18 protein-coding genes are annotated in these 21009 nt (G+C 74.2%); 10 read left to right on the top strand and 8 right to left on the bottom strand.

Annotation, left to right across the window (positions count from 1 at the left end; all coding sequences use genetic code 11):
* Positions 1-9: 9 nt before the first annotated feature.
* The 3 genes from murJ to ACI79A_RS12440 are packed head-to-tail and all read right to left on the bottom strand — an operon-like array spanning position 10 to position 4942.
* Positions 10-2115 (bottom strand): murein biosynthesis integral membrane protein MurJ, encoded by a 2106-nt coding sequence (gene murJ / locus ACI79A_RS12450; protein WP_457083541.1) that lies wholly within the window; start codon positions 2113-2115, stop codon positions 10-12.
* Positions 2112-4469, bottom strand: coding sequence for a DUF6049 family protein (locus ACI79A_RS12445; RefSeq protein WP_457083539.1), 2358 nt, complete (start codon positions 4467-4469; stop codon positions 2112-2114). The genes murJ and ACI79A_RS12445 overlap by 4 nt, the downstream gene beginning before the upstream one ends.
* The gene (locus ACI79A_RS12440) at positions 4466-4942 is read right to left on the bottom strand and encodes an NUDIX hydrolase (protein WP_457074030.1); all 477 of its coding nucleotides are present in this window, start codon (positions 4940-4942) and stop codon (positions 4466-4468) included. Before ACI79A_RS12440 ends, ACI79A_RS12445 begins: the two co-directional genes overlap by 4 nt.
* A gap of 57 nt (positions 4943-4999) precedes the next feature.
* Between ACI79A_RS12440 and ACI79A_RS12435 the strand changes: the two genes are divergently transcribed.
* Complete coding sequence (locus tag ACI79A_RS12435) at positions 5000-6484, top strand: CCA tRNA nucleotidyltransferase (protein ID WP_457083537.1); 1485 nt, start codon at positions 5000-5002, stop codon at positions 6482-6484.
* On the opposite strand, the gene ACI79A_RS12430 is transcribed toward ACI79A_RS12435, so the two are convergent.
* Complete coding sequence (locus tag ACI79A_RS12430) at positions 6459-7823, bottom strand: MFS transporter (protein WP_457083535.1); 1365 nt, start codon at positions 7821-7823, stop codon at positions 6459-6461. The two genes, ACI79A_RS12435 and ACI79A_RS12430, sit on opposite strands and share 26 nt — an antisense overlap.
* Positions 7824-7999: 176 nt before the next feature.
* On the opposite strand from ACI79A_RS12430, the gene ACI79A_RS12425 reads away from it, so the two are divergent.
* Positions 8000-8590, top strand: coding sequence for a YqgE/AlgH family protein (locus tag ACI79A_RS12425; RefSeq protein ID WP_457083533.1), 591 nt, complete (start codon positions 8000-8002; stop codon positions 8588-8590).
* A gap of 110 nt (positions 8591-8700) precedes the next feature.
* Here the strand turns inward: ACI79A_RS12425 and ACI79A_RS12420 are convergent, their stop codons facing one another.
* The 3 genes from ACI79A_RS12420 to ACI79A_RS12410 all read right to left on the bottom strand — a co-directional run bounded on the left by ACI79A_RS12420 (position 8701) and on the right by ACI79A_RS12410 (position 11330).
* Positions 8701-9480 (bottom strand): hypothetical protein, encoded by a 780-nt coding sequence (locus ACI79A_RS12420; protein ID WP_457083531.1) that lies wholly within the window; start codon positions 9478-9480, stop codon positions 8701-8703.
* Positions 9481-9582: 102 nt separating this feature from the next.
* A complete protein-coding gene (locus tag ACI79A_RS12415) occupies positions 9583-10653 on the bottom strand; it encodes an inositol-3-phosphate synthase (RefSeq protein WP_457083529.1) in 1071 nt (356 codons plus the stop codon).
* 74 nt (positions 10654-10727) lie between these two features.
* Positions 10728-11330 carry a PadR family transcriptional regulator gene (locus ACI79A_RS12410; protein WP_457083527.1) on the bottom strand — a complete coding sequence of 201 codons (603 nt, stop codon included), beginning with the start codon at positions 11328-11330 and terminating at the stop codon, positions 10728-10730.
* Between the two features lie 136 nt (positions 11331-11466).
* Between ACI79A_RS12410 and ACI79A_RS12405 the strand changes: the two genes are divergently transcribed.
* From ACI79A_RS12405 to ACI79A_RS12395, 3 genes are all read left to right on the top strand, one after another.
* Positions 11467-11880, top strand: coding sequence for a DUF5318 family protein (locus tag ACI79A_RS12405; protein ID WP_457083525.1), 414 nt, complete (start codon positions 11467-11469; stop codon positions 11878-11880).
* Between the two features lie 471 nt (positions 11881-12351).
* Entirely contained in the window at positions 12352-14583 is a 2232-nt protein-coding gene (locus ACI79A_RS12400; RefSeq protein ID WP_457083523.1) for a transglycosylase domain-containing protein, read from the top strand.
* 21 nt (positions 14584-14604) lie between these two features.
* A complete protein-coding gene (locus ACI79A_RS12395; RefSeq protein ID WP_457083521.1) occupies positions 14605-16152 on the top strand; it encodes a glycosyltransferase family 87 protein in 1548 nt (515 codons plus the stop codon).
* Here ACI79A_RS12395 and ACI79A_RS12390 read toward each other — a convergent pair.
* Positions 16124-16936: a deoxyribonuclease IV gene (locus ACI79A_RS12390; RefSeq protein WP_457083519.1), complete on the bottom strand. Its 813-nt coding sequence runs from the start codon at positions 16934-16936 to the stop codon at positions 16124-16126. The two genes, ACI79A_RS12395 and ACI79A_RS12390, sit on opposite strands and share 29 nt — an antisense overlap.
* A 168-nt stretch (positions 16937-17104) precedes the next feature.
* On the opposite strand from ACI79A_RS12390, the gene rpsF reads away from it, so the two are divergent.
* The 5 genes from rpsF to dnaB all read left to right on the top strand — a co-directional run bounded on the left by rpsF (position 17105) and on the right by dnaB (position 20881).
* Positions 17105-17392 carry a 30S ribosomal protein S6 gene (rpsF, locus tag ACI79A_RS12385; RefSeq protein WP_457083517.1) on the top strand — a complete coding sequence of 96 codons (288 nt, stop codon included), beginning with the start codon at positions 17105-17107 and terminating at the stop codon, positions 17390-17392.
* A gap of 2 nt (positions 17393-17394) precedes the next feature.
* A complete protein-coding gene (locus ACI79A_RS12380; protein WP_457083515.1) occupies positions 17395-17886 on the top strand; it encodes a single-stranded DNA-binding protein in 492 nt (163 codons plus the stop codon).
* Positions 17887-17982: 96 nt separating this feature from the next.
* Complete coding sequence (gene rpsR, locus ACI79A_RS12375; protein ID WP_089305905.1) at positions 17983-18219, top strand: 30S ribosomal protein S18; 237 nt, start codon at positions 17983-17985, stop codon at positions 18217-18219.
* An 11-nt stretch (positions 18220-18230) separates the two neighbouring features.
* Positions 18231-18677, top strand: a complete 447-nt coding sequence (gene rplI / locus ACI79A_RS12370) for a 50S ribosomal protein L9 (protein ID WP_457083513.1) — start codon at positions 18231-18233, stop codon at positions 18675-18677.
* A gap of 833 nt (positions 18678-19510) precedes the next feature.
* Entirely contained in the window at positions 19511-20881 is a 1371-nt protein-coding gene (dnaB, locus tag ACI79A_RS12365; RefSeq protein ID WP_457083511.1) for a replicative DNA helicase, read from the top strand.
* The last annotated feature ends 128 nt before the right edge of the window (positions 20882-21009 follow it).

The raw sequence follows: 21009 nt of genomic DNA, 5'->3' as shown, positions 1-21009 counted from the left end.
CGTCCCCGGTCAGGCACCCGGTCGGCCGGACCGCCGTGGCGTGCCGAGCCGGGCCCGGACACCGGCCCACGCTTCCCGGAGCTCGGGGACGCCGACCACCACGGCACCCGCGACGACCGCGATGCCGATGACCACGGTACCGAGCGCGACGGTGGCGAGCGAGCCCGGCACCGACGTCCCCAGGCCCCGACCGGCGAGGGAGACGACCGCCCAGCCCAGGGCCCCGCCGACGACGGAGACCAGGGTCATCCGGGCCACCGTGACGCCCGCGTCGCGGCCGGCCCGGACGCCGAGCTTGCGCTGCAGGGCCACGCTGCCGGCCACCCAGCCGGCCAGGTAGGTGGCGCTGGTGGCCACCATGAGGCCGGCCACCACGTGCTCCGGCTCGACCAGCACCGGCACCATCAGCAGCAGCGGGACGCGGACGGCGACCATGGCCAGCTGGATGAAGGTGGGCGTCCGGGCGTCCTTCATCGCGTAGAAGACCCGCAGCTGCAGCAGGGTCACCGCCATGGGCAGCAGGCCGAACGCGCCGAAGGCGAGGGCGACACCGATGGCCCGCGCCTCCTCGGTGCCGGTGTTGCCGTAGCTGAACACCACGGTCGCGACCGCCGGGCCCAGGACGATCAGCAGCGCGGTGACCGGCAGCAGTCCGGTCGCCGACAGGCGGGTGCCCAGGGTCAGGTCGGCCACCACGCCGTCCAGGTCGTGCCGGGCGGCCGCCCGGCTCATCCGCGGCAACAGCGCGGTGAGCAGCGCGACGCCGATGATCCCGTAGGGCATCTGGAACAGCAGGCTGGCGATGGCGAACGCCGCCGAGCCCAGGCCGTCCTCGCTGCGGCCGGCCGCGTTGGCCACCCGCATCGCCACGATGACGCCGATCTGGCTGATCGCCGCGTAGGCGACCACCCACAGACCCAGCGAGCCCACCTCGCCCAGGCCGGTGCCGCGCAGCCCCCACTGCGGGCGCAGCGGCACGCCGACCTTGCGCAGCAGCGGCAGCAGCACGACCGCCTGGACGGCGATGCCGGCCGTCGTGCCGATGCCCAGCAACCACACCTGCAGGTCGGTGATGGTGGCCGGGGTCAGCTCGCCGGGACCGCTGGCGGCGATGAACAGGACGCCGGTGAGAATGACGACCACGTTGTTCAGCACCGGTGCCCAGGCCGGTGGCCCGAAGACGTTGCGGGAGTTCAGCACCGCGGTGGCCAGCGCCCCCAGGCCGTAGAAGACGATCTCCAGCAGCAGCAGGCGGGCCAGCCAGTTGGCCAGCTCCACCTGCTCGGCGTTGCCGGTGATGCCGGACAGCCGGGTGAGCAGCGGGGCGGCGAGGACCGCCACGACCGTCATCCCCAGCAGCCCGACGGTCGCCATGGTGATCAGCCGCTGGGCGTACCGGGTGCCGCCGTCGCGGTCCCGCTCCTGGGCCTGCACCAGCAGCGGCACGATGACCGACGTCAGGACGCCGCCGAGCAGCAGCTCGTAGACGAGGTTGGGCAGCGTGTTGGCGGTGTTGTAGGCGTCGTTGACCAGGCCGACGCCGAGTGCCGCGGCGATGACCACGGTGCGCAGCAGCCCGGTGAGCCGGCTGACGAGGGTGGCCACGGCCATGGTGCCCGCGGCGCGCAGGATGCTGCTGCTGCCGCCGGGGGCGCCCTCGCGGCCCTCGGTCTCCTCGTCGGTCTCGTCGAGGGGGCGCATCGCCGGGAAGGCCGGGATCAGCTGGGTGTCGTCGGGCCCGGGCACGAAGCGGCGGGCACGGGGCGGCGGCACCGGGGGCAGCGCGGTGCGCCGCAGCGGCACGACCTCGGTCACCTGCTCATGAGCGTGGCCGGTGGCCTGCTCCGGCGCAGGTTCCGGGCGCCGTCGTGGCGGGGCCGGCGGCGGCACCGGCGGCAGGTGACCGGCCGGCGTCGGCCGGGGACCCGGGGGTGGCGGCAGTCGCCGCTCCGGCACCAGCGGGAGCGGCGGGCGGGCGCCGTCGGCCACGCCGTCGGCCGCCCCGGCGGTCGACGGCGGTGCGGGCACGGTGCGGTAGGGCGGCGGCGGCAGCGGGGGACGCGGGGCATCCGGCGGCTGCTGCTGCGGGGCGTCGGCGGGGTTCCGGCCGGTCACACCGGGCTCCGGGTCGGCGCCGGGGCGGTCGGGTCGCCCGCGCCGGGCGCCTCGTCGGCCGTCCCCCGGCGACGGGCGAGCAGGAAGCGCACCAGCCGGCGCAGGAAGAGCAGCGCCAGCAGCGCGGCGGCCCCGCCGGTGATCGCCAGGGTCACCGGGCCGTAGGCGGTGCTCTTGACCTGCAGCTGGACCGCCTCGCCCAGCGGGGCCCCGCTGGGGGTCGTCAGCTGGGCGTTCACCTGGAACCCACCGGACTGCTGCACCTCCGCCGGCACCTCCAGGGTGGTGCGGGACAACGGCTGGAGCACCTGCACCCCGATGTCCTCGGTGGTGAGGCCGACGTTCCCCCGGGCGCGCAGCTCCAGCCGGACGGCGACGGCGAAGGGCAGGTCGTTCTGCACGGTGAGCACCAGCGGCGCACTGCTGGAGGCGAGGCTGTAGGTGCCCTCGGCGGGCGAGACCAGGGTGACCTCGTCCTGCAGCCGGAGGAGGGTCTCGCGCACCCGGGAGGCGTTCCGGACGAAGGCCTCGGGATCGCCGCGCCAGGCCGCGGAGCCGGCGCGGGCGATCGCGGCGTCGTAGCCGGCCAGTGCGGTGGCCGGCTCCCCGGAGACGGCGGCGGCGACGTCGTCGCGGACCCCGACGGCGCGCGCGAGCTCGGTGACCCCGGCCGGGGGCAGCGCCTCGCCGTCCGTCCGGGCGACGGGGTCGCCGACGTCGGCCGACGGGCCGGTCGCCGGCCATGCCACCGGACCCGCCGCCAGCCAGGGCAGCGTCGCCGTGTCGGTCATCATCGCCGCGACCGTCTCCGGGTCGGGGTCGACCCAGCGGGGCGGCACGACCAGGACGCTCTGGTCGCCGGCGCCGCGCAACTGGGTGGCCAGGGCGCCGAGCTCGGCCAGGAAGCGCTGCTCGGCCAGCCGGCCGCCGTCCGGGTCCGGGTCGGTCGCCGGCCCGGCGACCAGGTCGGCCAGCCGCCCGTCGGCGACCAGCACGGGCAGCGGGCCCTCGGCCGTGGTCACGGTCGCGGCGGCGGTCGCGGCCCGGCCGACGGCGCCGGTCGCCCGGTCGCCCTCGGTCAGCGCCCCCTCGGCGAGCACGACGGTGCCGGCCCCGCCCTGCCGGAGGACCTCCAGGGTGGCCGCGTCGGTGGCGCCGTCGACCGGCCAGGCGAGGTCGGTGCGGGGTGCCACGCCGAGCACCTCGCGGACGATGTCGGCCCCGGCGCCGGTGTCCCCGGCTGCTGCCTCGTCGACGGTGCTGTCGGCGGGCGCGCCGGTGGGCGCGGCTGCCGCACCGTCGGTGAGGTCGCCGGCCCCGTCGTCCAGCGGCTGCCGTGCGGTGCCTGCCGGGGTGCCCGGCAGGGTGCGCAGCACCGCGGCCGGTCGGCCGGCCGCGACCAGCGCCTGGGCGTCGACGTCGGCGTAGGGCAGGGCGGCCACCGGGTGGTCGTCGGCCAGCCGGCGCAGCCGCGCCAGCAGGTCCGCGGCGGCGGTGCTCCCGGTGCCGGCCCGCGGTTCGGCGTCCGGCGGGTCGACGGTGTACCGGCCGGCGGCCATCGTCGCGAGCTCCTCCAGCAGCGCCGGGTCGACGGCGAGGGTGACCGGCACCGCCGGCGCGCTGTCGCCGGGCGCCGCGGCCGGCACCCGCGGGAGCTGCTCGAGGGTGGCGAGCGCCCGGTCCAGGCGGCCGCCGGGCGCGACCTGGTCGGCGAGGTCGTCGTCGGTGAAGACGCCGCTGGGGCCGCGGTGCGGGCGGTCGGTCAGCGGCCAGAGCCAGGCGACGGTCGTGCGGGTGGTCCGCTCCGGTGGCTGGGCGACCAGCCAGGTGGAGCGGTCCCCCACCCGCTCGGTGAAGCCGTCCGCTCGGGTGCCGTTGACGTTCACCAGCACCCGGTAGACGCCGTCGGCGTCCAGCCGCAGCTCCTCGGCGGGGGTGACGAAGGAGAAGGGCTGGGTCTCCCCGGGCTCCAGGTCCCCGTCCAGCTGCTGGAACCGGGCCACGACGTTCGTGACGTCGTCCGGGTCGTCGGCGGCGTCGGCCAGCTCGGCCCGGCTGGTGAGCACCTCGCCGCGCTGCAGCCGCACGGCCAGGTCCGACCAGGTCTCGTCGCTGGTGTTCTCCAGCGTCCCGCTCACCTCGACGGCGGCGCCCGGCACGACCGTCCGCGGCTCGATCCGGTCGACGTCGACCACCACCGGCCGGTCGGTGCCCTGCTGGTCCTCCGGGGCGGCGGCCGCGGGGGACGCGAGCAGGCCGCCCACCACCGCCAGCAACCCGGTGAGGACGCCGGCGCGCCGGAGGGGGCGGGAGGAGCGGTGGCCGTCGGCGCGGCCGGCGGCCCGCCGGCTCACGCGCTGTCGGCCAGCAGGCCCGGGGCCCGCTCGACGAGCGCCCGCTCGTCGGCGTAGGCCAGCCGGCTCCGCAGCTCGGTGAGGGGCACCCAGGCGACCTCGGTGACCTCCACGTCGGCGTCGGACAGCGCACCGCCGACGGCCCGAAGCAGGAAGTGGTGCACGGTCTTGTGCACGCGCCGCCCGTCGGCGACGAACCAGAAGTCGATGATGCCCAGCGGGGCGACCACCTCGCCGAGGATGCCGGTCTCCTCGGCGACCTCGCGGACGGCGGTGTCGGCCGGTGTCTCGCCCTCCTCGATGTGCCCCTTCGGCAGGGACCAGAGCAGGCGGCCGCGGCGGTCGGTGCGGCCGATCAGGGCCGCGCGCGGACCGGTGACGTCGTCGTCGGCGACCACCAGACCCCCCGCCGAGGTCTCGTCGACCCGGCGCAGCCGGCGGCCGGGGCGCTGTCGCCCGCCCGTCCCAGCCATGTCAGGAGGGTAGCGCGCGCGGGAGTCCCCGCCCGGCCGGCACTACCCTCGACCGTCGTGTCCGCGCAGCCCCCGCCCCGTCGTCCGAGCGAGCCCGTGCCCCCGGCGGTCCAGGAGACCGTGCGGGCGCTGGTCGACGTCTCCCCGGTGCTGGCCGAGCTGGGCCGCCGGTTCACCGCTGCCGGCTTCTCCGTGCACCTGGTGGGCGGGTCGGTGCGCGACGCGCTGCTCGCCGCCGGATCGGGTGACCCGGCCCCGCCCGGCGACCTGGACGTCACCACCGACGCCCGTCCGGAGCAGACCCTCGAGGTGATCCGGGGCTGGGCCGGTTCCACGTGGAACGCCGGGATCGCCTTCGGCACGGTGGGCGCGGAGATCCGCGGCCAGCGGGTCGAGATCACCACCTTCCGGGCGGACCGGTACGACCGGGAGTCCCGCAACCCCGAGGTCGCCTGGGGGACGTCGCTGGTCGACGACCTGGCCCGGCGGGACTTCACGGTGAACGCGATGGCCGTGTCGCTCGGCCCCGATCGCACGGTCACCGACCCCTTCGGGGGGCTGGGCGACCTGCTGGCCCGGCGGCTGCGCACCCCGGGCGCGGCGGCCGACTCCTTCGCCGACGACCCGCTGCGGATGCTGCGCGCGGTGCGGTTCGTCGCCCAGCTCGGGCTGACCCCCGACGACGAGGTCGTCCGGGCGATGACCGACATGCACCGGGAGCTGGGCCGGATCACCGCCGAGCGGGTGCAGCACGAGCTGTCGCGCACCCTCCTCAACGACTCCCCGGCAGCGGCGCTGGACCTCTTCGTCTCCACCGGGTTGGCCGACGTCGTGCTGCCCGAGCTCTCCGCGCTGCGCATGGAGATCGACGAGCACCACCAGCACAAGGACGTCTACGCGCACTCGCTGACCGTGCTGGACCAGGCGATCGCGCTGGAGAAGGCGGACCCGGCGGTACCGGGCCCGGACCTGGTGCTGCGGCTCGCCGCGCTGCTGCACGACATCGGCAAGCCGGCGACCCGCCGGCACGAGCCAGGCGGCCGGGTCTCCTTCCACCACCACGAGGTGGTCGGCGCCAAGCTGGTGCGCAAGCGGCTCACCGCGCTCAAGTACCCGAAGGACGTCGTCGAGGCGGTCTCCCGGCTGACGTTCCTGCACCTGCGCTTCCACGGTTACGGCCGCGGGGAGTGGACCGACTCCGCCGTCCGCCGCTACGTCACCGACGCCGGCGACCTGCTTCACCGGCTGCACAAGCTGGTGCGGTCGGACTGCACCACGCGCAACCGGCGGCGGGCCGCGGCCCTGTCGGCGACCTACGACTCGCTCGAGGCGCGGATCGCGGAGCTGGCCGAGCAGGAGAACCTCTCACGGATCCGTCCCGACCTCGACGGGAACCGGATCATGGCACTGCTGGGCATCGAGCCCGGCCCGGAGGTCGGCCAGGCCTGGCGGTTCCTCAAGGAGCTCCGGCTGGAGCGCGGGCCGCTGGAGCCAGCCGACGCCGAGGCCGAGCTGCTCAGCTGGTGGCGTTCCCGCTCGTAGCCGGCCGTGGGTCCCGGCCCAGCTCGGGCCGGCGGCGGGCGCCGGGGGGCGGCTGCTGCGGGTGGAGGGTGTCCGACACCCGGCGCTGGCGGACGGCGCACCAGCGGGCGAACGCCGCCGCGGTGAGCAGGTAGCCGGACCCGACCCCGGCCAGGGCCGCCCAGCTCATCCCCGATGCGGGCAGCAGGAACGCGCCGGCCATCAGGGAGAGCACGAAGGTGACGTTGAACAGGGTGTCGTAGACGGCGAACACCCGGCCGCGGAAGTCGTCGTCGATCGACTCCTGCAGGGTGGTGTCCACGCAGATCTTCACCGCCTGGGCGACGAACCCGAGGGTGCCGACCGCGGCCACCGTCGCCGCGGGCACGAACAGCCCGCCGAGCACCAGCTGACCGGTGCCACCGACGGCCAGCATCAGGGTGATCCAGCGCGCCTTGCCCATCCGCCGCACCGCCACCGGTGTGACCACCGCGGCGAGCAGCGTGCCCACCGCGCCGAGCGCCAGCACCTGGCCCAGCCCGGCGAGCCCGCCGGGGAACAGCCGGCTGCCGCCGGTGAAGGTGTTGCGGTACAGCAGCAGGACCACCAGCGTCAGCAGCCCGTAGAACAACCGGTGCACGGCCATCACGGTCAGCACCGCGGTCGCCGGTGGGTGGGCGAGCACGTGCCGGGCGCCGGCGACCATCCCGTGCAGCACGTCCCGCGCGCCGGCGCGGTCCTGCACGGTGTCGTGATCGGGACCCAGGTGCCCGCGGGTGAAGCCCGCGACCACCGCCGAGGCGGCCAGGTAGGGCAGGGCGGATCCGGCCGCGAGCAGCGCGTAGCCGCCGTTCGCGGAGCCGGCCAGGGCGCTCGCCACGATCGCGGATCCGCCGCCGAGCACCGCGGCGACCGCACCCGAGGTGGTCGAGAGCGCATTGGCCGACACCAGCGTGGGCTCGTCGGCGGTGTGCGGCAGCCCCGCGGACAGCGCCGACAGCACGAAGCGGTTCACCGAGATGACCAGCAGGCCCGCGACGTAGAACGCGGGCCCGGCCACCCCGGCGAGGATCAGCCCGGCGACGACGGCCACCAGCGCGGCCCGCACGACGTTCGCCAGCAGCAGCACCTGCCGCCGGCTCCAGCGGTCCAGCCAGACGCCGGCGAAGGGGCCGACCAGCGAGTACGGCAGCAGGAGGACGGCGAACCCGGCCGCGACGTCGACCGGGTCGGCCGCGCGGGAGGGGTTGAACAGCACGGTGCCGGCCAGCGCGGCCTGGAACACCCCGTCGCCGAACTGGCCGGACAGCCGGGTCAGCAGCAGCCGGCGGAAGTCGGGGCGGCGGAGCAGGGAACGCACGGTTCCCGCTCCCTGTCGCACGTACGCCACGGTACGTCGCCCGGCGCAACGACAGCCCACCCCTCAGGTCCCTCGCTGATGCACACTGGGAGGCGATGAACCCGGTGCCCGCCTCTCCCGATCCCGAGCGCCGTCCCGCCGCCTCCCCGGCCGCCGGACGCCGCCGGGGAGCTGCCGTGCCGGCCCTCTCGGTCGGGTGTATCGACGACGTCCGACCGGGGTCGCTGCTGGTGGCCATGCCGGCGCTGACCGACCCCACCTTCGCCGGCGCGGTCGTCTACGTGCTCGACCACTCCGACACGGGCACGCTCGGCGTCGTCCTCGGGCGGCCCAGCGAGGTACGGATCGACGACGTGCTGCCCGGGTGGTCGGAGGTGGCGGTGGAGCCGGGGGTCTTCCACATCGGCGGGCCCTGCGAGAGCGACACCGCGCTGTGCCTGGCCAGCTGGGCCGGCGACGCGCCACCCGCGGAGGGCAGCGGGCTGCGTCCGGTGGCGGGTGCGGTGCACCTGGTCGACCTGGACGCCGACCCCGCTCCGCTGGCGGGGCAGCTGGACGGCGTGCGGGTCTTCGCCGGGTACGCCGGCTGGTCGTCCGGGCAGCTGGCCACCGAGCTGGCCGAGGGCGCCTGGGCGTGCGTCGCCGGGAGCCCGGCCGACGTGCTCACCGCGGCGGCAGGGCCGGAGCTGTGGCGCGCGGTGCTGCGGCGGCAGACCGGGCGGCTGGCGGTGCTCTCGACGGCGCCGGCCGATCCGTCGGCCAACTGACCGATCCGCCCGCGTGTCGCCTCCCGGCCCGGGCCGGGTTCTGGTACGAAGGAGCTGCGGGAGGGGGCGGCCTGGGGAAGAGGCCGCCCCCTCCCGTTCTTTCTGCCGCTTCAGATGCCCAGCTCGGCGGCGATCTCCGGGTGCTCGGTGGCGTCGAGGGTCTCCTCGTCCGAGGGCGGGGTGATCTCCCGCGGGCCGTGGTCGGACAGCGTGATGGTCACGTCGAACTCCTCGTCGGTGATCCGGCCGACGTACTGGACCAGCAGCTCGCTGTCGGCGGCCACCGCGACCGTCGTCCCCTGGCCGTTGTCGAAGCGGGAGGCCAGCTCCCCGTCGATGAGCTCGCTGCTCTGCCAGGTGTAGCCGGAGAACGACCGCGGGTCCTGCTCCTGCTTGCTGGCCAGCCGCAGCACCATCGTCACCAGGACGTCGATCAGCGCGGCGTTGCCGTCGGTGGCCCCCGCGTCCAGGGGGCGGCGCACGTAGGAGGCCTCGGGCAGGTCGGCAGCGGTGAGCGCCCCGTCGAGCCCGGGGACGTCGCCGAGCCAGAGCGCCTCGTCGGTGAAGAACAGGGTGCGCGCGTCGTCCGGGCGGCCGTCGTCGAAGGCGGTGATCGCCTGGGCCCGCCCGGCGGGCTGGCTGAAGTCGACCTCGCCGGTGAGCGTCAGGACCGCACCCTCGGCGTAGGGCGCGGTGACCACGAAGTCCGCGCCGCCCTCCTCGACGTTGCGGGCCAGCAGCTGGGCCAGCACCGCCGACTCCGCGTCGCTCACCGGGTCGCCGGGGGGCCGGGGGGTGTCGTCGTCCGACGAGCACCCGGCGAGCAGGGCCAGCACGAGACCCAGGACGAGCGCCCGCAGCAGCACCAGCGGACGGCGGGGGGAGGGCATGGCCGTCAGCGTAGGAGGAACGGCCGAGGGACCCGGGCCAACCGGCCCGGGCCCCTCGTGCCGCCGTGGAAGGGCCACCGCTCCGGGAACGGTGGCCCCTCGTCAGTCGCCGCGGATGAAGGCCTCGACGGCGTCGCGGGCCTCGCTGTCGCTGTACTGCACCGGCGGGCTCTTCATGAAGTAGGACGACGCGGACAGGATCGGGCCACCGATGCCGCGGTCCTTGGCGATCTTCGCCGCGCGGACGGCGTCGATGATGATCCCGGCGGAGTTCGGTGAGTCCCAGACCTCGAGCTTGTACTCCAGGTTCAGCGGGACGTCGCCGAACGCGCGGCCCTCGAGCCGGACGTAGGCCCACTTGCGGTCCGACAGCCACGGCACGTGGTCCGACGGGCCGATGTGGACGTTGTCCTTGCCCATGTCCCGGTCGACCTGGCTGGTGACGGCCTGGGTCTTGGAGATCTTCTTGGACTCCAGGCGCTCGCGCTCGAGCATGTTCTTGAAGTCCATGTTGCCGCCGACGTTGAGCTGCATCGTGCGGTCCAGCTGCACGCCCCGGTCCTCGAACAGCTTGGCCAGCACCCGGTGGGTGATGGTGGCGCCGACCTGGCTCTTGATGTCGTCGCCGACGATCGGCACCCCGGCGGCGGTGAACTTGTCCGCCCACTCCTGGGTGCCGGCGATGAACACCGGCAGCGCGTTGACGAACGCGACACCGGCGTCGATCGCGGCCTGCGCGTAGAACTCCGCGGCCTGCTGGGAGCCGACCGGCAGGTAGCAGACCAGCACGTCGGCGCCGGACTCGCGCAGGGCGCTGACCACGTCGACCGGCTGCTCGTCGGACTCCTCGATGGTCTCCCGGTAGTACTTGCCGAGGCCGTCGAGGGTGGTGCCGCGCTGCACGGTGACGCCCAGCGGCGGGACGTCGCAAATCTTGATGGTGTTGTTCTCGCTGGCGAAGACCGCCTCGGAGAGGTCGCGGCCGACCTTCTTGGCGTCGACGTCGAACGCGGCGACGAACTGGACGTCGGAGACGTGGTACTCCCCGAACCGGACGTGCATCAGGCCGGGGACCGACGCGGTCTCGTCGGCGTCCTTGTAGTACTCGACGCCCTGGACGAGCGAGGCGGCGCAGTTGCCGACGCCGACGATGGCGACCTTGACCGATGCCATGGACTGTCTCCCTCCGACGGACCCGCTGCGGGGCCCGGACGATGTGTGCTGACGGTGTGTGCGGGTGGTGCTGCTCAGGGGGTGGTGCGGTCGGGCGGTGGGCTGGGCGTCTGCTCCGCCCGGGCGGTGTCGTCCCGCTCGCTGTCGATCAGCTCGGTGAGCCAGCGCACCTCACGGTCGACGGAGTCCAGTCCGTGGCGCTGCAGCTCGAGGGTGTAGTGGTCCAGCCGCTGCTGGGTGCGGCGCAGCGACTCCATCAGCCGGTCGCGCTGCCGCTCGACGGTGCGCCGGCGGCCCTCCAGGATCCGCAGGCGCACGTCGGCGGCGGTGTGCCGGAAGAAGGCCAGGTGGACGCCGAAGCGGCCCTCGTCGTCGTAGGACTCCGGGCCTGCGGAGCTGAGCAGCTCGGCGAACCGCTCCTTGCCCTCGGCGGTGATCGAGTAGACGACCTTGCCGCGCCGGCCGGTCAGCGCCGGGGCGTCGGCGGGCAGCAGTGCCCGCGGGGTCGGCTCGTCGCTGGCGATGAGCCCGGCGGCGGCCATCCGCTTGAGCGCCGGGTAGAGCGAGCCGTAGGAGATGCTCCGCCGCCCGCCCAGCACCGCGGCGAGCTCCTTGCGCAGCTCGTAGCCGTGCATCGGGGACTGGTGGAGCAGCCCGAGGATGGCGAGTTCGAGCACGTCGCCTCCTCGTCGTCGCCGGCCGTTCACCGGATCGATGTATCGGCACGATACATCGGGGTGCGCTGTCGCCCGCAACTCGAGAACGGCCGGCGGAACGGCCCGGGGGGCCTCGACGATGCGTACATTTGGCGCCGTGCCCGGACGACGGTCGGTGGTGGACTACGCGCTGCAGCGCCGTGCGGTCCTCGCCTCGGTGGCGGCCGGGCGGACCGGGCTGTTCGAGGTCTGCGACGCGAGCCCCTACCTGTCCCGGGCGGCGAAGTACCACGGGGAGCCCACCGGGGCGCCCTGCCCGGTCTGCCGTCGCGCAGAGCTGACCCAGGTCAGCTACGTCTACGGCGAGGGGCTGGGTCCGGTCTCCGGGCAGGCCAAGACCGGGCCGGAGCTGTCCCGGATGGACGCCGCCCAGGACGAGTTCTCCGTGTACACCGTCGAGGTCTGCCGCGGCTGCGGCTGGAACCACCTGGTGACCTCGTACGTCCTCGGTGCCGAGCCGGTTCCCGGTCGGGCACCCCGGCGCACCCGGCGCCGGGCCGCGACCGAGTAGTCACTCCCGCCCGCCCTGTCCGTCGGGCCTCACGTGTGGTGCGTGCCACCACCCGTCCACAGCTGAACGCGTCATCCTGATGGGTGCCGGCGCACCCGCCGCCGCCCACACACCCGAGGAAGGGGCCTGTGCGTGCCTCCCCACGACGAGACCGCCCGCGTCTCATCGGGCCCGGTCCGCCGTCCGCCGGCCGCCCGTGCCACCACCGCCGGCAGCGGCGGCAGCCGTAGTCGCACCACCGCCTCCCGCAGCGGGACCAGTGCCTCCCGGAGCGGGACGGGCGCTGCCCGGAGCGGTTCCGGCGCTGCCCGGTCGGGGGCGCCCGGCCGGCCCGCGGGCGCCCGCCCGGCCTCCGGCGGGGGCGGTGGCCGCCCCCCGGGCAGCCGGCCGCCGACCGCCAAGGGCGGACGCGGGGGCGGCGGCGGGAAGAAGAACCGCAGCGCGAAGCAGCGGCGCCAGCGTTGGTACAAGGTGGTCGCCGGCGTCCTGGTGAGCATGCTCGTGCTGCTCGGGGTCTTCGTCGGCGTCGTCTACGCCACCACCGAGGTGCCCTCGGTCGCGGCCATCCAGAACGACCAGACCACGGTCGTGTACTACTCCGACGGCGTCACCGAGATGGCCCGGCTGGGGAGCGAGAACCGGACGAACGTGTCGCTGGACCAGGTGTCCGAGCCGGCCCGGAACGCGATCCTCGCCGCGGAGAACCGCAGCTTCTACACCGACCCGGGCATCTCCTTCACCGGGATCCTGCGGGCGGCGTGGAACAACCTCACCGGCGGCTCGACCCAGGGTGGTTCGACCATCACCCAGCAGTACGTGAAGAACGCCTTCCTGAGCTCCGAGCAGACCTTCAGCCGGAAGTTCAAGGAGCTCTTCCTCGCCGTCAAGCTGGACAACCAGTACTCCAAGGACGAGATCCTGGAGAACTACCTGAACACCATCTACTTCGGCCGCGGCGCCTACGGCATCGAGGCGGCGGCGAACACCTTCTTCGGGGTCACGGCGGCCGACCTCACCGCCGAGCAGGGCGCGGTGCTCGCCGTCCAGGTGCGCAGCCCCAGCTCCTACGACCCGGAGAACAACCCCGAGGGCGCGCAGGACCGCTGGGCCCGGGTGCTCGACGGCATGGTCGAGGAGGGCTGGTACGACTCCGCTGCCCGCGCCGCCGCGCAGTACCCCGCCGTGCTGCCCAACAGCGGGTCCGGCCTGGGCACGCCGGCCGGCCCGGAGGGGCTGATCGTCGACCAGGTCATCGCCGAGCTCGCCGACTACGGCTACAGCCGGGACGAGGTGGAGGCCGGGGGGCTGCGGGTCACCACCACCGTGGACAAGGGCCGGCAGGACGCCGCCGTGGCGGCCGTGCAGGGCGTCATGACCGGGGAGGACCCGGCGCTCCGCGAGGCGCTGGTCGCGATCGACCCCGCGACCGGTGGCGTCGTCGCCTACTACGGCAACGACCGGCGCAGCAGTGACGACCCGGCTGCCGACACCACCGACTACGCGCAGGCCTTCAAGCAGCCGGGCTCGTCGTTCAAGCCCTACACGCTGGCCGCCGCCCTGGAGCAGGGCATCAGCGTGGAGGCGCGGCGGGACGGCAGCTCCCCGCAGGAGTTCGAGGACCGCCCCGGGCAGCCGGTGGTGAACTCCGGCAACGCGCAGTGCGGGGCCTGCACGCTGCGGGAGGCGATCACCCGCTCGCTCAACACGACCTTCTACGGGCTGGCGCTGGAGGTCGGCCCGGCCGAGGTGGCCGAGGTCGCGCGGAAGGCCACCGGGATCCCGCAGAGCTGGCCGACGGACAACACGGTTCCCAAGAGCCTGCGGGGCCTGCCCTCGCTGGTCAGCCCGGAGAGCCAGCAGACCGGTGGTGCGATCGGGATCGGCGAGTACGAGGTGCGCCCGATCGACCAGGCCTCCGGCTTCGCCACGTTCGCCGCGGGCGGGGTCTGGCGCAAGCCGCACTTCGTGGCCCAGCTGGTCGACAACGCGGGCACGGTCTCCAAGACGATCGACGGGAGCACGGTCGAGTCCCGGCAGGCCGTCGCGCCCAACGTGGCCAGCGACGTCACCTACGCGCTGGAGGACGTCGCGTCCTACTCGAAGCGGTCGTTGACCGGCAACCGTCCGGTCGCCAGCAAGACCGGCACCCAGGGGCTGGACCGCACGAACAACTCCGACGCCTGGATGGTCGGCTACACCCCGTCGCTCTCCGCGGCGGTGTGGGTGGGCACCCAGGGCCTCGCCCCGATCCGGAACGCCCAGGGCAGCATCATCTACGGCTCAGGGCTGCCCGGGCAGATCTGGCAGGACTTCATGGACGCGGCCCTCGCCGACACCCCGGTGGAGCAGCTGCCCAGCCGGGCGCTGATCAAGGGCGACACCGGGGAGGGCGTGCCGGAGCCGACGCCGACCCCGGTGGAGACGTCGCGGGCGCCGGTGCAGACCACCCGGGCGCCGGCGCCGGCGCCGGCGACCAGCTCGGCGCCGTCGTCCTCGTCGTCGCCGTCCTCCTCCTCGGCCGTCGCTCCCCCGCCCGGGAGCGAGAACGACGGCGGCACCGGTGAGGACACCGGTGGCGGCGGCGCCGGCGGCGCCGACGGGGACACCGGGGGGGACACGGGTGGCGACGCCGGTGGCGGTGGTGCCGGGGGTGGTGGTGGCGCCGTTCCGCCGGCTCCCGGTGTCCCCGGCACCAACCAGTGAGCACCCCGGCAGACTGATCGCGTGAGCACCTCCTCCGCGGGCCCGTCCGTCCCGGCCGACCAGCCGGGGGGCGGGCCCGCGGTGTTCGAGCCCGAGGCGTCGGGACAGCCCGACCGGGTGGTGCCCACCTGGACCGATCCGGTGGCGATCCAGGCGAGCGAGGCGGTCGGTGGGCCCTGGGGCCGGCACGCGCTCACCGGCCGGGCCCGGTTCTGGACGCCGCTGCGGGTCTGCCTGCTCTTCACCGTCACCGTGCTCGCGGCGGCCTGGGCGAAGCAGGCGCCGTGCGCGGCGGGCGACTGGAGCGGCTCCAAGCAGTACACGCACCTCTGCTACAGCGACGCCGTCGCGCTGTTCGGCAGCCGCGGGCTGTCCGAGGGGCAGGTGCCCTACCTGGACTCCGCCGTGGAGTACCCGGTGCTGACCGGCGCGATGATGCAGTTGGCCGCCGTTCTCGGCCGGGGGTACGACGCGCTGGCCCGCGGCACCGGGCTGCTGCCCGACCCGGTGCCGGTGCTCTCCTTCACCGTCGTCACCGCCCTGCTGCTGTCGGTGCTGGCCCTGGTGGTCACCCGCGGCGTCCTGGCGCTCAGCGGACGGCGGCCCTGGGACGCGGCGATGGTGGCGCTGTCCCCCGTGCTGTTCGTCTACGCCTTCACCAACTGGGACCTGCTCGCCGTCGCGCTCACCACCCTGGGCATGTGGGCGTGGGCCCGGTGCCACCCGGTGCTGGCGGGGGTGCTGCTCGGGCTGGCGGTGGCGGCGAAGTTCTACCCGCTGATCGTGCTGGGGGTGCTGTTCGCGCTCTGCCTGCGGGCCGGCCGGCTGCGCGCCTGGCTCTCCACCGTGGTCGCGGCCGGCGTCGCCTGGCTGGTGGTGAACGTGCCGGTGGCGCTGGCCGCGCCGGAGAACTGGGCGCGCTTCTTCACCCTCAGCGACACCCGCCCGGCCAACCCGGAGTCGATCTGGGCGCTGCTCATCGACTGGTCCGGGGACCGGTTCCTCGACGGTCCGCTGGCCGAGGGGCAGGCGCCGGAGCAGCTGAACACCGTGGTGGCCGTGGTCCTGGTGCTGGCCGCGGCCGGGGTCTGCTGGCTGGCGCTGGCCGCCCCGCTGCGGCCCCGGCTGCCGCAGCTGGCGTTCCTGCTGGTCGCGGCCTTCCTGCTGCTGAACAAGGTCTACAGCCCGCAGTTCGCACTGTGGCTGCTCCCGCTGGCGGTGCTGGCCCGGCCGCGGTGGCGCTCGCTGCTGGCGTGGCAGGCCACCGAGGCGCTGGTGTGGGCGATGACGATGCTGTACTACCTCGGCTCCGATGCCCGCGGGGTCGGCGTCGAGTGGTTCTACACCGCCGTCGTCCTGCGGGACGTCGCGATCGTCGCCCTGATGGTGCTGGTGGTCCGCGAGGTGTGGCAGCCGGACCGCGACCTGGTGCGGCGCAGCTGGCCGGGGGTCGACGACCCGGCCGGTGGCGTGCTGGACGGCGCCGTCGACCGGGTGGTCCTGCGCCGCACCCGGCGGCCCGGCGGGGCGCACCGCCCCGTCAGGACAGGGTCGACCGCAGCCGGCTGATCTCCGCCGCGTGCGACGCGGCGTCCCCGGGTGTCTCCAGGACGACCGGGCAGCCGGCCTCCCGCGCGACGTGCAGCAGCAGCTCGACCGGGATCTCCCCGGCCTCCAGCGGCGCGTGCCGGTCGCGGCCGGAGCCGGCCGGGTCCCGGCTGTTGTTCAGGTGCACCAGGTCGATGCGCCCGGTGACCGCCCGCACGTCGTCGACGACGCTCGCCAGGTCCCAGCCGGCCGCCCAGGCGTGGCAGGTGTCGAGCACGAACCCGGCGCCGAACCCGCCGACCGCCTCCCAGAGCCGGCCCACCGCGGCCAGCTCGCGGGCCATCGCGTTGTCGCCACCGGCGGTGTTCTCGATCAGCACCGGGACGCCGAACCCGCCGTCGTCGGCCTGCCGGGCGAAGGTCTTGCGCCAGTTGTCGACGCCGGCCGCCGGGTCGTCCGCGGCCAGCACGTGCCCGCCGTGCACCACCATGCCGCGGGCGCCGATCGCGGCCGAGGCCTGGGCGTGCTGCCCGAGCAGCTTCCGGCTGGGGATGCGGATCCGGTTGTTGGTGGAGGCGACGTTGAGCACGTACGGCGCGTGCACGAAGACGGCGACGTCGGAGGCGAGCAGCGCGTCGGCGTCCGGGCGGGGCTTCGGCGCCTTCCAGCCCTGCGGGTCGGCCAGGAAGACCTGGACGGCGTCGGCGTCCAGCTCCGCGGCCCGGGCCAGCGGGCCGCCCTCGTCGAGCTCGTTCGCCTCGGTCAGGCCCGGTCCGACGTGCACGCCGATCAGCTGCTCAGCCACCCGAGGAGCGTAGATCGCCGGTCCGACGCACCGGTGGTGTCACCTGCGCTGGTAGCCTGGCCGGTGCGCGTCTGTCCTGCTGTCCGCAGGTCCGGCGCGCGACGCATGTACGACCCTCCTGCCGCAGATGTGCTGCGGCCGCTGAGACCAGAGGAGGTGGGGTTCTCCGTGCGCAACTACGAACTGATGATCATCCTCGACCCTGAGCTCGAGGAGCGGACCATCGCTCCCAGCCTGGACCGGTTCCTGACCGTCGTCACCAACTCCGGTGGCACCGTCAAGACCGAGATCTGGGGCCGCCGCCGGCTGTCCTACGAGATCAAGAAGAACGTCGAGGGCATCTACGCCATCGTCGAGATCCAGGCCGAGCCGGCCGCCGTCGCCGAGCTCGACCGGCAGCTGAACCTCAACGAGTCGGTGCTCCGCACGAAGCTGATGCGGCCCGAGGTCCACTGACCATGGCCGGCGAGACCGTCATCACCGTCATCGGGAACCTGACGGCCGACCCGGAGCTGCGGTTCACGCCGTCCGGCGCCGCCGTCGCCAACTTCACCGTCGCCTCGACGCCCCGCACCTTCGACCGTCAGTCGCAGGAGTGGAAGGACGGCGAGGCCCTGTTCCTGCGGTGCAACGTCTGGCGTCAGGCGGCGGAGAACGTCGCTGAGTCGCTCACCCGCGGTTCGCGGGTCATCGTCTCGGGGCGCTTGAAGCAGCGCTCGTTCGAGACGAAGGAAGGCGAGAAGCGCACCGTCGTCGAGCTCGAGGTCGACGAGATCGGCCCCAGCCTCCGGTACGCCACGGCCAAGGTCACCCGCGCTGCGCGCAGCGAGGGTGGCGGCGGCGGTGGGTTCAGCGGCGGTGGCGGCGGCGGTGGCGGTGGCTTCTCCGGCGGCGGGGCGAGCGACCCCTGGTCCACCCCGCCGGCGTCCTCCGACGAACCGCCCTTCTGATGAAGGACCCCGCTGCCCCCCACCGCTCGCACGCTCGCGGCGGGCCCCTGCAGCGGGGCCGACAACTCCAGTACTGATCTCCCAGGAGAACCCCAAGTGCCCAAGCCCCCTGTGCGCAAGCCCAAGAAGAAGGTCTGCCAGTTCTGCAAGGACAAGGCGACCTACATCGACTACAAGGACACGACCCTGCTGCGGAAGTTCATCTCCGACCGCGGCAAGATCCGTGCCCGCCGCGTCAGCGGCAACTGCAGCCAGCACCAGCGTGACGTCGCCGTGGCCGTGAAGAACAGCCGCGAGATGGCCCTGCTGCCCTACACCTCCACGGCGCGCTGATCATGAGCACCATGAAGCTGATCCTGACGCAGGAGGTCACCGGTCTCGGGTCCTCCGGCGACACCGTCGAGGTCAGGGGCGGCTACGGCCGCAACTACCTCCTGCCCCGCGGGCTGGCCATCGTCGCCACCCGGGGTGCCGAGAAGCAGGTCGACAGCCTGCGCCGGGCGCGTGCCGCCCGCGACGTCGCGTCGCTGGAAGACGCCCAGTCGATCGCCGCGCGGCTCAGCGGCCTGACCGTCACGCTGCCGGCCCGCGCCGGTGAGGGTGGCCGGCTCTTCGGCCGGATCACCACCGCCGACGTCGCCGCCGCGGTCTCCGCCGCCGGTGGTCCGGAGCTCGACCGTCGCCGGATCGAGATCCCGAGCAGCATCAAGACGACCGGCGCCCACACCGTCACGGTGCGGGTGCACCCCGAGGTCTCCGCAACGGTGAACCTCGACGTCGTCGCTGGTTGATGACGTCCGCCGGCTGACACAGCCGGCCCACAGCACCGCCCACGAGGGGCGTCGGACTCCGGTCCGGCGCCCCTCGTGGCGTCTCCGCGGCCGGTCGCCCGGGTGCGGCCACCCGCCGGTCCACCCGCCGTCCACAAGGTCGCCGCGCCGGGAGGCCGCGCCGGGGCCACCGACCGCGGCCCCGTGTCGACTTCTCCACAGTCTGTGGACATCACGGTGCACAACGGTCCCCGCGGTGGGGAGCACGGGGCCCGGCGGCGGCCGTGGAAGGGCTCCCCGCGGCCCTCGCACCGCCGTCGCCGCCGTCGTGCCCGTCGCGCCGCGACGGGGGCCGGGGTCGTGCACCGTTCACCGGCGGCCGCAGCCCCCGCTGCCCGGGACGACGTGGGCGGGCACCGTCGCCGGGCCGCGCCGTGCCCCGCGATGCGCGTGTGACCAGCGGGAACGCGGACGGCACGCCGACGGTGCGCCGCGCCGGGGAAGTGGCGGACTTTCTCCCGTCCACAGGCTGGGTGCGGCTGCGCCGCAGGTGACGAGGGGGTTGCCGGAACACGACGAGTCGTCGTCCCCCGGGCCGTCCACACGGCGACCACGGTCGTCCACCGATTTGTCCACAAGTTGTGCAGATCGACGTGCACAGCGGTGTTGGACGTGCGGCCGACAGCTTCCTAACGTCCTCACCAGCTGCCGCCGGGCACCGAACTGTCGGTGCCCGGCGGTAGCAACGACCCGACGGTCGGCGCCCGCACGGCAGGGGCCGCCGTCGTGCGGTCAGCACCAGGTGCACAGCAGCAGCCGGTCCCGACGTGGACCGGCGGACAGGAGGATCCAGCGTGGCGGTCGTCGACGACATCAGCCGGCCGAGGCCGACGGCTCCGGAGTACGACCGGCAGCCGCCTCAGGACGTCGCGGCCGAGCAGTCGGTGCTCGGCGGCATGCTGATGAGCAAGGACGCGATCGCCGACGTCGTGGAGGTCCTCGCCGGGCCCGACTTCTACCGCCCGGCGCACCAGATCATCTTCGACGTCATCCTCGACCTCTACGGCCGCGGCGAGCCCGCCGACGCGATCACCGTCGCCGCGGAGCTCAACCGCACCGACCAGCTGTCCAAGATGGGCGGCGCGGTGTACCTGCACACGCTGATCGCCTCCACGCCGACCGCGGCGAACGCCGGCTACTACGCGGCGATCGTCGCCGAGCAGGCCGTGCTCCGGCGGCTGGTCGAGGCCGGCACCCGGGTGGTGCAGCTGGGCTACGGCGCGGCCGGCGGGAAGGGCGACGTCGACGACATCGTCGACCGCGCCCAGCAGGAGATCTACGACGTCACCGAGAAGCGGATGAGCGAGGACTACTCGCGCCTCGAGGACGTCCTGCAGCCCACCATGGACGAGCTGGACGCGATCGCCTCGCGCGGTGGCACGGCCCGCGGCGTGCCCACCGGCATCCGCGACCTCGACGAGCTGACCAACGGCCTGCAGGCCGGCCAGATGGTCGTCATCGCCGCCCGACCCGGTGTGGGCAAGTCGACGCTGGGCCTGGACATCGCCCGGTCGGCCACGGTGAAGCACCACCTGCCCGCCGCCATCTTCTCGCTCGAGATGAGCAAGCACGAGATCACCATGCGTCTGCTGTCGGCGGAGGCGAAGGTGCCGCTGCACCACATGCGCGCCGGCACGCTCTCCGACGAGGACTGGTCGAAGCTGGCCCGGCGGATGGGCGAGATCGCCGACGCCCCGCTCTACATCGACGACTCACCGAACATGACGATGATGGAGATCCGGGCCAAGGCGCGGCGGCTCAAGCAGCGCAACGACCTCAAGCTCATCGTCATCGACTACCTGCAGCTGATGACCTCGGGCAAGAAGGTCGAGAGCCGCCAGCAGGAGGTCTCGGAGTTCTCCCGCGCGCTGAAGCTGCTGGCCAAGGAGCTGGAGCTCCCGGTGATCGCGATGAGCCAGCTGAACCGTGGCTCCGAGCAGCGTCAGGACAAGAAGCCGATGCTCTCCGACCTCCGCGAGTCCGGCTCGATCGAGCAGGACGCCGACATGGTGATGATGATCCACCGCGAGGACATGTACGAGAAGGAGTCCCCGCGGGCCGGCGAGGCCGACATCATGCTGGTCAAGCACCGCAACGGCCCCACCGCGAACGTCACCGTCGCGTTCCAGGGCCACTACAGCCGGTTCGTCGACATGGCGAACTGACGACGCCCGCTCGATCCGCCGCTGACCTGCACGAACGTGACACGCCGCAGGTCCGGCGGTCGGGGTTGCGGGGCCGCTGGGCGCACTACCTTCCCGCTCACACTGCGCACACAGGTGCACCCGTGCCC

It is taken from the genome of Modestobacter sp. SYSU DS0657 (assembly GCF_054050925.1).
Note: the sequence above shows the minus strand (reverse complement) of the source record. Positions and strands in the feature narration are given on the sequence as shown.